This is a genomic window from Pseudotenacibaculum sp. MALMAid0570, from assembly GCF_040151415.1.
Taxonomy (GTDB): domain Bacteria; phylum Bacteroidota; class Bacteroidia; order Flavobacteriales; family Flavobacteriaceae; genus Polaribacter.
On the sequence record NZ_JBDKWF010000041.1, the window covers coordinates 46,706 to 60,243 of the forward strand.

Consider the following 13,538-nt stretch of genomic DNA (forward strand, 5'->3'; position numbering starts at 1 on the left):
TGTACATGCAGGGATAACCTATTGGATAGATATCCAATACTTAAATATTCCTACATGTACAGTGAAAAGTTTCATAGCATTTTTTCTTTTTCAAAGCGATGTAAAAGTAATTAAAAAATGAATTCACTCAGCAAAAAAATAATTATTTTTTTAAAGAACAGAGTCTAATATGCTGTTTTTCAGATATTTATTTAATTTAAGTTTCTTTTTTGAATGAAGAACTTTTTCAAAAGTTGACTACACTCATCTCCTAAGATTCCACTCACTACTTTGGTTTTAGGGTGTAGTTTGGTATTGAGGTTTACAAATCCTCTTTGAGGTTCTGGAGCTCCGTACACAATCTTCCCTATTTGTGTCCAATAACTTGCCCCCGCACACATTTGGCAGGGTTCTAAAGTGACATATATAGTGCATTCTTTGAGGTATTTTCCTCCTAGAAAATCAGCAGCAGCGGTAAAAGCTTGCATTTCTGCATGGGCTGTCACATCATTCAGAGTTTCTGTGAGGTTATGAGCTCTTGCAATGATTTTATCTTTCAAAACAACAACGGCTCCTACAGGGACTTCTCCTTTGTCAAAAGCCATTTGAGCTTCTTGCAAAGCTTTCTTCATAAAATATGTATCGTCAAAAGGTTGAATCATCTATTAGAATTTATTCAATAATACGAAAAGCTTTTTGACTTGTAAAATTGTACTTTTGTGTTCTGATGGATCGTTTGTTAAATCATATTGAATATCCTTCTGATCTTAGAAAATTATCTGAAGATCAATTACCTCAATTAGCCAAAGAGCTGAGAGAATTCATCATCAATATTGTAGCTACAAAACAAGGTCATTTAGGTGCTAGCTTAGGAGTTGTAGAATTGACCATTGCACTTCATTATCTTTTTGACACTCCAAATGATTTGTTAGTTTGGGATGTTGGACATCAGGCTTATGGGCATAAGATACTCACGGGAAGAAAGAAGAATTTTCACACCAATCGTCAGTTGAATGGTATCTCTGGTTTTCCGAAAAGAGAAGAAAGTGAATATGATACTTTTGGTGTAGGGCATTCTTCAACTTCTATTTCTGCTGCTCTAGGAATGGCCATTGCTTCTTCTTTACAAGGTGATCTTGATAAACACCATATTGCCGTAATTGGTGACGCTTCTATCGCTAGTGGAATGGCTTTTGAAGCCCTAAACCATGCTGGTGTTAACGATTCTAATTTGTTGATCATTTTAAATGACAATGCCATTGGTATTGATCCATCTGTAGGCGCATTAAAAGAGTATTTAACCAAAGTCAAATCAGATCGTTCTTTAGCGAAGAACAATATCATCCGCGCCTTGAATTTTGATTATTCTGGCCCTATTGATGGTCATGATTTTGATAGTCTTTTAAAAGAACTCAAACGTCTTCAAAACAAAAAAGGCCCAAAATTCTTACATGTAGTCACTACTAAAGGGAAAGGTTTATCTCAAGCTGAAAAAGATCAAGTAAAATATCATGCTCCGGGAAGGTTTGATGCTAAAACTGGAGATTTGATCCCAAAAGACAATACTATTGAGCCTCCAAAATACCAAGATGTTTTTGGGAAAACAATGGTTGAGTTAGCTAGAAAAAATAAAAAGATAATAGGAATCACTCCTGCGATGTTAACTGGGAGTTCGTTAAAATTTATGATGGAAGAGTTTCCTGAAAGAACTTTTGATGTTGGTATTGCTGAACAACATGCCGTGACCTTATCAGCCGGATTAGCCACTCAAGGAATGCTCCCTTTTTGCAATATCTACTCTACTTTTTTACAGAGAGCTTATGATCAGGTAATTCATGATGTTGCTTTGCAAAACCTTCCCGTAATTTTCTGTCTAGATAGAGCGGGATTAGTAGGAGAGGACGGTGCTACACATCACGGAGTTTTTGATCTCACTTATCTGAGAGCAATTCCGAATATGATTGTTTTTGCGCCTAGAAATGAAATAGAGCTTCGCAATATAATGTATACTGCTCAGCTAGGTTTAGCTGGACCAATTGCAATTCGATATCCGAGAGGAAGAGGAATCACCATTAATTGGCAGCAACCTTTTCAAAAAATAGAGGTTGGGGCGGGACTTTGCTTACAAAAAGGTAATAGTATAGCTGTATTATCTCTAGGAACAATTGCCAAAAACGTAACTGAGGCAATTCACAACCTTGAAGATATTGCTCATTATGATTTGCGTTTTGTAAAACCTTTGGATGAAAAATTGCTTCATGAAATATTTACAAAACATAAAACTATCCTTACCATTGAAGATGGAGTTTTAAAAGGCGGTTTTGGTTCTGCTATTGTTGAATTTGCAGTTGAGAACAAGTATCGAAATTCCGTCCATGTTTTAGGTATCAAAGATAAATTTGTTGAACACGGTAGCGTTGACGAATTACAGAGGCTTAACGGAATTGATTCAGAATCCATCCGAAAAAAGATAAAATCATTACAAACAAAAAAGCCGCTTTAAAGCGGCTTTTTTTATATCAATTATATTCTCAAATTACTTAATAATAATTTTTCCTGAAGATTTTCTATTGTTTTGATCTATTACATTCACAATATAGATTCCCGATTTTAAACTCACAGATAATGGCTGATTACTATTTTCGTTAAAATTCAATTGAGAAGTATATACTTGCTTTCCAGAAATATCAAAGATTTGAATGTTGGAGTTTCCTAACTCATTCTTAGCATATACTGTAAAGTTCCCATCTGATATTGTTGGAAATACAGTAAATACTTTTTTATCGGTTAAAACCTCTTCTACTGAAGCTACATCAGAAGTAAATACAGAAGTAAACATTCCTCTACCATGGGTTGTTGCTAAAATTGTATTGTCAGCAGATCTTAAATCTAGATCCAATACTGTTACATCACTCATTCCGTTATATGATTGAGTCCAAACTGGATTGGCGACCGTAAAATCAGAAGTTCTCCACACCCCTAATTCTGTACCAATAATAACTTCTTGAGGCAATAAAGGGTTTCTTAAAATACATTTTACAGGAAGGTCAGGTAAATCTCCTTCCTTATTTTCCCATGTTGTTCCTCCGTCAGAAGTATACCATATACTAGTAACACCGTAGTTATGTACTGTCACAAAAATTTCTTGTTCTGAGGTTCCTATTTCTATATCCGAAATACTCCCAACAAATCCAGCTCCAGAAATATCAGTCCATGTTTCATTAAAGGCTCCAATGTTTTCTACTTTGAGCACCTCACTATTTTGGGTACCTACAAAGATTGTCCCATTAGTGAAAGAAGATACTTTAAAAGCAGAAGGTTCATCATCTAATAAAGAGTGAGAAAAATCTGTTCTTGTTGCACTATTTTCACCTAAAACAAAAGATGAAAATCGATTTGAGTTTCCTTGAGAGCTATTAGCATAAAGTATATTATTAGCATGATCTAACTCAGCTTCATTAATAAAATTTCCTTCACTTGTGCTTACAATTGTATACCCATTATTAAATACTTGCCCAGTACTAGTATGTGAAGTTTCAGCTAAATAATAACTTAAGCGAACTGAACCTATTATAATATATTCTCCTCTATTAGGAATGCCTCCTCCATCTTGGTCTATTTCGCTGTAACTACCATCTCCACTAAAAAAAGCATAGTAATTGTCAAAATCATTGGCTCCAGCTACTGAATTTTGAGAGATTAACGTTCCATTATCTTGAGTTCCTCCAAAAAATATTTCATTTCCAGTTCCTGAGGCAATAGATCCATAGTAGAACTGTGTTACGTTATAATCTTTATTTCTAGAAGTAATTGCTGTTGTGCTTATAGATGAAGATGATAAATCATTTGAAAAATAAACTCCTCCATCATTACCAAAAACTGCTTGATTTTCATTACCAGGTCTAAAAACAATGGCATGATGATCGGCATGAACTAACGATACGTTCAATGCAGCTAAATCATTATTATTTGACCATTTAGATATTTGCTCCCAAGAACCCCCATCATTACTTGAACGAAATAAATCAATTCCCCCTACATAAACATTCCCATTTGAATCTGACTCAATAGGTAAATCGTAAAATGCTTGTCCTCTTGTGTAATCTGTTGAAGAAATTCCTTGATCTACATCATTGGGTTCTGTTGTCATTGGGTTGATGGTTGCGAAAGCGTCAGTTGTAACATATAGGTTAGCCCCACCAACCTCTGCAGCAATCCAAAATTTATTAGCGTCAGTGCTTGATGGTTCTATTTCTGTTCTTTGTGCTCCAGCTATTGTGTTGATTAAAGTAAAAGTAATACCGTCTGTAGATCTTAATATCTTTCCTCCTGTTACTCCTGACCAAGAGCTTCTTGTTGTTGTCAACCAAATGTTATTATTAATATCCAATTCAATATCATTGGGGTTTGAAGGTGTTCCGTTTCCTTCATCTATTGTAAATTTTGTCCAATTAGCTCCGTTATCAACAGATTTATACAAGCCTTGTTCATTCAGTCCATGAAATTGATTTGTAGGAGATTGAGAACTGTTATATGCGGCACCAGCTATAGAAGCATAAAGTTCCGTTGTAGCTCCAACATCTCTAGCAACTAAATCGTTTACATAAAAAATTCCATTAATTAATTGACCTCCGTCAGCACTTGTATAGCCTCCAAAGATATGTGACCATGTAACTCCACCATCTGTAGATTTCCAAATTCCCCTTCCGACAGCAGCACCAAATGTATAAGATTCTCCTGAACCAATATAAAAAGTATTAGAGTCATTAGGGTCAGAAATCATAACAGTTACAGAAATATTAGCTCCTATTCCAGTCACCATTGTCCAAGAAGAATTAGGGTCTGTGATATCTTCGTTTACCCATAAACCACCAGATACTCCTCCTGCAAAAACACGGTTGTTATCTCCATCATTAGGATCAAACATTATTGCTCTAGTTCTTCCTCCAATATTATTAGGACCTCTATCTACCCATGGGCTAAAGTTATCACCTCCTCCTCCTCTTTGGGCTAATCTTTCTTCTCTTAATTGCTTTTGAATTGCATCTACTCTTTCAGGCATTGGTCTACCAGTTGCAGGATCAAGTGTTAAATCCCATAATTGTTCATAATATGCATTTGGAGGTAAGCCTCTTGCTTTTCTTTCTTTTTTGGATAAAGACTTTGTTTCTTCAAAGGGGCTGTTGTCTAAAAAAGCTTGGTGTTTTTCTCTTAATTTATCTACTTCTGATTTGTGAAATCCTGAAAAATAAATGATTGCACCAGCAAAAACCAGAATAGCAGTAATTAATAATTTTCTTTTCATTGTGTAGTTTGTTTTAAGTTGTAAGGGTGTATGTTTGATGTAAATTTATTGATTATCTGTGTTTTAAATGATATTTCCTTGTATTTTTTTATGAATTCTTATCGCATAACTATCTGACATTCTAGACACATAGGTGCAAATTGCCATAATTCTCTCATAAATAGAATCTGATTCTATCTTAAACTCTTCTGGAAGTAAGTTCAGTAAAAGCTTGTCATAGTTAGTCTTTTCTCCTGTTTGGTGATTGTTTAATGCTGTAACAAAAACATCTAAAATATCTGCAATTATCTTATAACCAGCTACTTCCTTCTCAACCACCTCTTTACTTCTGTATATTTTTGAGATACTGATCTTAATAATGTCGTTAATTTGGGCTTCATACTTACATTTATCTAGTAAAGATTTTTCAAATTCTCCTTTTAATATCTTTTCTTCATTCTCTAAGAAAATCTCTACCGCCTCATTAATCAGAGTGTTTATTGCCAAAGCTCTCAGATAACTAACGCGATCTTTCTTAAATTTAAGTGAATGATATTTCGCAATATCAATTGAGTCTTTTACCAATTTTATGAGGTATTCTAGTGCAAACTCTTCATCTATCAATCCAAGATTAATTCCATCTTCAAAATCAATAATCGTATAACAAATATCGTCTGCCGCTTCTACCAAATACGCTAAAGGATGGCGATAATATCCAATATCTTGACTTTGAGATTTTGATGTCAATCCTAAATCTTCAACTACATCTAAAAAAGCTTCTCTCTCTGATTGAAAAAAGCCATATTTTTTATCGGCAATATGTGTAGTAGGTTTTTTAGGAAGCGATTCTTTTGGATATTTCATAAAAGCTCCCAATGTGGCATACGACAGTCGTAAACCTCCATTGATTCCTTCCCTACTTTCGGTTAGGATTTTAAATCCGTTTGCATTTCCCTCAAAGTCTATAAGGTCTTGGTATTCTTTTTCCGTTAGTTGCTCTTTATATCTTAATCCGTTTCCAGTTTTAAAATATTCGCCAATCGCTTTCTCTCCAGAATGTCCAAAAGGAGGGTTTCCAATATCATGCATCACTGCAGCAGCAGCTACGATGGCTCCAAAATCATTAAAGGTATATCCAAGTTCTTTTAAGTTGGCATGCTTCTTTAGCAATTCTTTTCCTACTCTTCTGCCTAGAGTTCTTCCAACTACAGAAACTTCTAAACTATGCGTAAGTCTTGTGTGAACAAAATCGGTTTCTGACAGGGGTATTACTTGTGTTTTATCTTGCAAACTTCTAAAGGCCTCAGAGAAGATGATTCGGTCAAAATCTACCTCAAATCCTAAACGTGTTTCATCTTGTTGTGATCTGATTCTTTTTTCAGTATCACCATATCTTTTTAACGACAGTAATTGTTCCCAGTTCATAGTTGCTAAAGATACTACAGAACAAAAAAAGAACCTCAATTTTAATTGAGATTCTTTTTCAAACTTAAATTAATTAAACAGATTCTAAGATCCGCACATCAAGCAATCATCATCTTGTCCAGCATTTCTAGACGCGTCAACCATTGCTTTAAATTCTTCTGCTGTCATTGGTGCTTCTTCTCCAGCTTTGTTGTCTTTCTTTTCTTTTGACAATGTAAACTGGATTGCATTTACAGCAGATTTTGTTCTTAAATAATACATTCCTGTTTTTAATCCAGATTTCCATGCATAGAAATGCATTGAGGTTAGCTTGGCAAAATCAGGGTCTTGCATGAATAAGTTTAACGATTGAGATTGATCAATAAAATATCCTCTATGGCGAGCCATATCAATGATATCTTTCATACTCATTTCCCAAACAGTCTTGTATAGGTCTTTTAACTCTTGAGGAATTTTTTCAATATGTTGAATCGATCCGTTTGCACGCATGATTTCTTCTTTCATATTGTTGTCCCAAAGGTTTAATTCTACTAAATCTTCTAATAAGTGTTTGTTTACTACAATGAATTCTCCAGATAACACACGTCTTGTATAAATATTAGATGTGTACGGTTCAAATGCTTCATTATTTCCAAGAATTTGAGAAGTAGACGCTGTTGGCATTGGAGCAACTAATAGCGAGTTTCTTACTCCGTGTTTTAGCACATTTTTGCGTAACTTTTTCCAATCCCAGTTTCCGCTTAACTCATCTTCTTTGATGCCCCACATATTGAATTGGAATTCTCCTTCTGACATTGGAGAGCCTTTGTATGTAGAATACGGTTCTTTTGCTTTTGAAATTTCCATTGATGATTGAACGGAAGCAAAATATAAAGTTTCAAAAATATCTTGATTTAATTTCTTAGCTGCATCTGAGGTAAATGGTAAACGTAACATGATAAATGCATCTGCCAATCCTTGTACTCCTAAGCCTACAGGTCTGTGACGGAAGTTAGAGTTCTCAGCTTCTTTTACTGGATAGTAGTTTCTATCGATTACTGTATCTAAGTTTCTGATTACTTTCTTCGTTACATCGTATAATCTCTTATGATTGAAGTACTTTTCTCCATTTTCATTTTCACTAATAAACATTGGCAATGCAATAGATGCTAAGTTACATACAGCAACTTCATCTTTTGCAGTATACTCCATAATCTCTGTACATAAGTTTGAAGAACGAATTGTTCCTAAATTCTTATGATTAGATTTACGATTTACATGGTCTTTGTATAGCATGTAAGGTGTACCTGTTTCTATTTGGGATTCTAAAATCTTCTCCCAAAGTTCTCTTGCCTTAATTGTTTTTCTTCCTTTTCCTACTTTCTCATATCCTTCGTACAATTTCTCAAATTCGTCACCATAAGTGTCAAATAAATGTGGACATTCATTTGGACACATCAACGTCCAATTTCCATCTTCTTGTACTCTCTTCATGAATAAATCTGGAACCCACATTGCATAGAATAAGTCACGTGCTCTCATTTCTTCTTTCCCGTGGTTCTTTTTCAAATCAAGGAAATCGAAGATATCTGCATGCCAAGGTTCAATATACACAGCAAAAGATCCTTTACGTTTTCCTCCTCCTTGATCTACATAACGAGCTGTATCATTATACACTCTTAACATTGGAACAATTCCGTTTGAAGTTCCGTTTGTTCCTCTAATGTAAGATCCTGTAGCACGCACATTATGAATAGACAAACCTATTCCTCCTGCTGATTGCGAAATCTTAGCAGTTTGTTTTAATGTATCGTAAATTCCATCAATACTGTCGTCTTGCATTTGTAGTAAGAAACAAGAAGACATTTGTGGTTTGGGAGTACCGGCATTAAATAGTGTAGGTGTAGCATGTGTGAAGTACTTTTTACTCATCAACTCATAAGTAGCAATTGCTTCATCAATATCATTTAAATGGATTCCTATAGAAACTCTCATCAACATGTGTTGTGGTCTTTCTACGATGTTTCCATTTAATTTTAAAAGATAAGAACGTTCTAATGTTTTAAATCCAAAGAAATCGTAATTAAAATCTCGGCTGTAAATGATAGTCGAGTCTAATTTTTCTGCATTGTCTTGGATAATTTTAAAAACCTCGTCAGATAAAAGTGGTGCTTTTTTTCCTGTTCTTGGATTTACGTATTCATATAAATCCACCATTGTTTCTGAGAACGATTTTTTGGTATTTTTATGTAGGTTTGATACGGCAATTCTTGCTGCTAATTTTGCATAATCTGGATGCGCTGTGGTCATAGTTGCCGCAATCTCAGCTGCTAAATTATCTAATTCTGATGTTGTAACACCATCGTATAATCCTTCGATTACACGCATTGCTACTTTTACGGGGTCAACAATTTTGTTGAGTCCGTAACACATTTTTCTTACTCTGGCCGTGATCTTGTCGAACATCACTGGCTCTTTTTTGCCATCTCTTTTTACTACATACATGCTATTGTTGGTTTTATAATTAGTTGTTCAACCGTATATACGGTTTCACTTTAGTTGATTTTCGATTTTTGGTATCCTGATGAAAATTCAGGTTGTCCTTTTTTTAGAATGATCTTCTAAAAATCTGCATCAAAACTGATGCTTCCAGTTCCACCAGATTTTACTCCAGCTTTTTGATATTCTGATACTCTTTTTTCGAAGAAATTGGTTTTTCCTTCTAAAGAGATCATTTCCATAAAGTCAAACGGATTGCTTGCGTTGTATTCTTTATCGCATCCAAATTCCATTAACAGCCTGTCTGTAACAAACTCCAAATACTGAGTCATTAATTTGGCATTCATTCCAATTAAACTTACAGGTAATGATTCTGTGATAAATTCTCTTTCAATATCTAATGCACTAATGATAATTTCACGAATTCGATCTTTAGGCACTTTATTGATTAAGTGATTGTTGTGTAGGTGAACTGCAAAATCACAGTGCATTCCTTCATCTCTTGAAATTAATTCGTTAGAGAATGTAAGTCCTGGCAACAATCCTCTTTTCTTTAACCAGAAAATAGAGCAAAAGGCTCCTGAAAAGAAAATTCCTTCTACAGCTCCAAAAGCAATTAAACGTTCTGCAAATGAATCAGATTCAATCCACTTTAGAGCCCAATCTGCTTTTTTCTTAATTGCAGGGAAATTTTCGATTGCGTTAAACAAACGATCTTTTTCTGTTTCATCTTTTACATAAGTATCTATCAATAAAGAATAGGTTTCTGAATGGATGTTTTCCATCATGATCTGGAATCCATAAAAAAACTTTGCTTCTGAATATTGTACTTCGTTTACGAAGTTTTCAGCTAAATTTTCATTTACGATTCCATCAGAAGCTGCAAAGAATGCTAAGATGTGTTTTATAAAATAACGCTCATCATCTGTAAGTCTTGTTTCCCAATCGGTTAAGTCTTGATGTAAATCAATTTCTTCTGCAGTCCAAAAACAAGCCTGTTGTTTTTTGTACCATTCCCATAAATCGTTGTGTTGAATTGGAAATATTACAAATCTGTTATCATTCGGCTGTAAAATTGGTTCTATTGCAGACATTTTTGTATAAATTTTATTGATTATGGGACTTTTCCTATTGAAAAACGACGTTAACAAAGATTGAAAATTTTGCGACAAATAAAAAGCTCTACTTATTCACAAATCCTGCTAAGTTTTTAACAAAATCGAATTATGTTAAGAAAATTCTTCTAAAAAAATTATTTTGTATTTATTTGATTATCAGGTATTTGCAATGTTAATTTTTTGTTAACCCTTATGAATGCTGAGATTCTTAAAACAGTCATTTCAAAAAAACTTCTATTGATTTAATTAATAATTTCAAATAGAATTTTTTGAAGAATATTTGCCCTCTTTTTTGGTAACATATAAATAACATTCAAAAACAAGGTTTTAGAACTAATTAAGGAGTATCTTTGTGCTTTATTAATTTATTATTTATTACAAGTGAAAAACGGAACAGTTAAATTCTTCAACGAATCTAAAGGATTTGGATTTATCGTTGAGGATGGTTCAAAACAAGAACACTTTGTGCATGTCTCAGGACTTATTGACGAAGTGAGAGAAGGTGATGCAGTTGAGTTTGAATTAAAAGAAGGTAGAAAAGGTTTAAACGCAGTAAGCGTAAGAGTACTATAGTATAAATTACTTTTTTACAAAAAGCCAGTAATCTGTTGATTACTGGCTTTTTTTATTTTTTAAAAGATTATTTCTTTAACTATACACTAGCTGTTAAAGCCGCTGTAACTTGAACATCAAATTGTATTGGACCATCATTAACAGATCCTGAAAACTGAATGGTTACACTTGATGTATTTAATAATAAGCTTTCTATTTGATCTAGAATAGCCGTGTCTGTTATTGTAAAAACCGTTCCTGCATCTGATGCTTGTGTAATATTAACATCTGTAATTGTAGCCACGGTGATACCATTAATTACTAATGTTGCTGAAGAAATTGTTGCTCCAGAATTCCCACTAGCGTTTGTATACTTATAACTTAAAGCATCTATATTAATAGCTGTTGCGCTATTTAAATTGGTAAAAACATCATTTAAATCTTGATTGATTGTATCGTCAAAATTAACGCTTGTAGATGATTGCGGAATGTTAATAGATACAGATTCAACAATTGTAGTACTTGCTGTAATTTCTATTGGATCTGTATTAACGTCACAAGAAGATAGCAAAGCAATTGTCAGGATTAGGGATAAAAATTTTTTCATTTCTCTATATTTTATCATAAAGATACTATTTTCAGGTAAATAAGTTGTTTTTTTTATGTATGTTCTTTTGCAATTTTCTCAAGCTCATCGTACCAATCTTTTCCAAATTTTCGAATTAAGGAGTCTTTTGTAAATTGGTAAACAGGAATTTTTAATTCTTTTCCAAGAGTACAAGCGTCATCACAAATGTCCCATTTATGGTAGTTAACTGCTGCAAATTCGCTGTAATCTTTAACTCTTATTGGGTATAAGTGACAAGAAATAGGTTTTTTCCAATCTACTATTCCCTGGTTGTACGCTTCTTCTATTCCACATTTTGAAATACCTTTCTCATCAAATATGACATACACACACTCAGAGTTATTAATTAATGGTGTTTCTAAATCTCCAAAATCACTTGTAATTGAACTTCCTTGTTCTTCAATAGCTTGAATTCCTTCTTTTCTTAAAAGTGGTTTTATTTTGGGATAAATTTCTTCTAAAATTTTTACTTCTTCTTTCTCTAAAGGTGCTCCTGCTTCACCAGCTACACAACAAACTCCTTTGCATTTGGAAAGATTACAAACAAATTCTTTTTCTAAAATATCTTCTGAAACGATGGTTTTTCCTAACTGAAACATGCAGCAAAAATACAGTTAATTTTTTCTATTCATTTAGTTTATACCTCAACAATCTTGATTAATTTTGCAAAAGAAAAACTCGTCATGGGATTTAACTTTAAAGAAATTTTTACAGCTTTTATGGTCTTATTTGCTGTAATAGATATTATTGGGAATATTCCAATTATCATAGATCTTAGAAAAAAAGCGGGGCATATTCAATCTGAAAAAGCCTCAATTATTGCAGGAGGTATTATGATTTTGTTCTTATTTCTTGGACAAAGTCTACTTTCTTTAATTGGGGTAGATGTAAATTCTTTTGCTGTAGCCGGAGCTTTTATTTTATTTTTTATTGCTTTAGAAATGATTTTAGGAATTACTCTTTATAAAGAAGATGAAGAAGGAGCTATAACCGCAACCGTATTTCCTTTGGCTTTCCCTCTAATTGCTGGACCGGGAAGCTTAACTACACTTTTATCTTTGAGAGCAGAGTTTGAAATACAAAATATAATTATTGCGGTATTTCTAAATGTAATTTTCATTTATATTGTTTTAAAAACATCAAGAAGAATAGAGCGCTTGATTGGTCCTAACGGAATTAAAATCATACGAAAGATTTTTGGTGTTATTCTTTTAGCAATCGCTATCAAGTTGTTTGCTGCTAATATCAAAGCTTTATTTTAATGATTTTTGATTCTCTAATTATTGGTGGTGGCGTTTCTGGGATGCAATGTGCTCTTGTATTAGGTTCGGGTTTAAACAAGCCTTTTGCCGAAGGTAAAAAAGTTGGTATTATATTGCATCAACGATCTTCTCATTTGCAAAATGCTTTGTTCAACAATGTTTTAGGTATTGATACTGGAGCTTTAGGAGAAAATATTCTAGAGCAAGGAAAGAAACAATTAACTGAAGCTTATCCTGACATCCTTCAAATTCAAAATGAAAAAGTGGATTCTATTGTAAAGCAGGAAAAGGGGTTTTTAATTACTACCAATAAAAATGAATACCAATCAAAAATTGTTGTTATCGCTCTTAATTATTCAAAGCCTTTTACAATTAATGGCCTAGAAAAATATATTGAATCTCATCAAAAAGCTAATCCTAAAAAAGATCGTATACAACTAAAGAACAATGATCATTTTATTGAAGAAGGATTGTATGCTTGCGGAACTATTGCAGGGCATCGAAGTCAGTTTGCTATAGCTGCTGGAAGTGGTGCCAGTGTAGCCACAGATATTCTAACTCTTTGGAATGATGGAAATCATACCAAAGTACATGATAAAGTCTAATAAAAAAGCCAGCTTAAAGCTGGCTTTTTTATTTATTCTACAGTCACCGATTATTCTCCAACGGGTAGTGTTTTACCACCAAAGGTGTACTACTACGGTTCCCTGATTTTGTGGTGGAATTGTGTAGGGGAACCTTAAGTGTGGTGTGTAGGTCGTGTGTTTTCTCAGGGAGGTTATAACTGAGGTCAATACGATGTAGAATCAATC

General features: G+C 33.6%; 11 protein-coding genes. 4 read left to right on the forward strand and 7 right to left on the reverse strand.

Annotated features, from left to right (window positions below):
• Positions 1–191: 191 nt before the first annotated feature.
• Positions 192–641, reverse strand: a complete 450-nt coding sequence (locus tag AAON49_RS00735; RefSeq protein WP_349551903.1) for a nucleoside deaminase — start codon at positions 639–641, stop codon at positions 192–194.
• A 65-nt stretch (positions 642–706) separates the two neighbouring features.
• Between AAON49_RS00735 and AAON49_RS00740 the strand changes: the two genes are divergently transcribed.
• The gene (locus AAON49_RS00740; RefSeq protein WP_349551904.1) at positions 707–2,482 is read left to right on the forward strand and encodes a 1-deoxy-D-xylulose-5-phosphate synthase; all 1,776 of its coding nucleotides are present in this window, start codon (positions 707–709) and stop codon (positions 2,480–2,482) included.
• 33 nt (positions 2,483–2,515) lie between these two features.
• Here AAON49_RS00740 and AAON49_RS00745 read toward each other — a convergent pair whose 3' ends face one another.
• The 4 genes from AAON49_RS00745 to AAON49_RS00760 form a co-directional block, all read right to left on the reverse strand.
• Entirely contained in the window at positions 2,516–5,284 is a 2,769-nt protein-coding gene (locus tag AAON49_RS00745; RefSeq protein ID WP_349551905.1) for a T9SS type A sorting domain-containing protein, read from the reverse strand.
• Positions 5,285–5,347: 63 nt separating this feature from the next.
• Positions 5,348–6,688 (reverse strand): deoxyguanosinetriphosphate triphosphohydrolase, encoded by a 1,341-nt coding sequence (locus AAON49_RS00750; protein WP_349551906.1) that lies wholly within the window; start codon positions 6,686–6,688, stop codon positions 5,348–5,350.
• An 84-nt stretch (positions 6,689–6,772) separates the two neighbouring features.
• Positions 6,773–9,172 carry a ribonucleoside-diphosphate reductase subunit alpha gene (locus tag AAON49_RS00755; RefSeq protein ID WP_349551907.1) on the reverse strand — a complete coding sequence of 800 codons (2,400 nt, stop codon included), beginning with the start codon at positions 9,170–9,172 and terminating at the stop codon, positions 6,773–6,775.
• Positions 9,173–9,288: 116 nt separating this feature from the next.
• On the reverse strand, positions 9,289–10,260 hold the full coding sequence (locus AAON49_RS00760) for a ribonucleotide-diphosphate reductase subunit beta (protein ID WP_349551909.1): 972 nt from the start codon (positions 10,258–10,260) through the stop codon (positions 9,289–9,291).
• A gap of 405 nt (positions 10,261–10,665) precedes the next feature.
• Between AAON49_RS00760 and AAON49_RS00765 the strand changes: the two genes are divergently transcribed.
• Positions 10,666–10,857, forward strand: a complete 192-nt coding sequence (locus AAON49_RS00765; protein WP_349551910.1) for a cold-shock protein — start codon at positions 10,666–10,668, stop codon at positions 10,855–10,857.
• 79 nt (positions 10,858–10,936) lie between these two features.
• On the opposite strand, the gene AAON49_RS00770 is transcribed toward AAON49_RS00765, so the two are convergent.
• Together AAON49_RS00770 and AAON49_RS00775 are read right to left on the reverse strand one after the other, a co-directional pair.
• Entirely contained in the window at positions 10,937–11,443 is a 507-nt protein-coding gene (locus tag AAON49_RS00770; protein WP_349551912.1) for a hypothetical protein, read from the reverse strand.
• Positions 11,444–11,496: 53 nt separating this feature from the next.
• Positions 11,497–12,063, reverse strand: a complete 567-nt coding sequence (locus AAON49_RS00775) for a DUF3109 family protein (RefSeq protein ID WP_349551913.1) — start codon at positions 12,061–12,063, stop codon at positions 11,497–11,499.
• Between the two features lie 84 nt (positions 12,064–12,147).
• On the opposite strand from AAON49_RS00775, the gene AAON49_RS00780 reads away from it, so the two are divergent.
• Together AAON49_RS00780 and AAON49_RS00785 are read left to right on the forward strand one after the other, a co-directional pair.
• Positions 12,148–12,726: a MarC family protein gene (locus AAON49_RS00780; protein ID WP_349551915.1), complete on the forward strand. Its 579-nt coding sequence runs from the start codon at positions 12,148–12,150 to the stop codon at positions 12,724–12,726.
• The gene (locus AAON49_RS00785) at positions 12,726–13,331 is read left to right on the forward strand and encodes an NAD(P)/FAD-dependent oxidoreductase (protein WP_349551916.1); all 606 of its coding nucleotides are present in this window, start codon (positions 12,726–12,728) and stop codon (positions 13,329–13,331) included. The genes AAON49_RS00780 and AAON49_RS00785 overlap by 1 nt, the downstream gene beginning before the upstream one ends.
• Positions 13,332–13,538 lie beyond the last annotated feature (207 nt).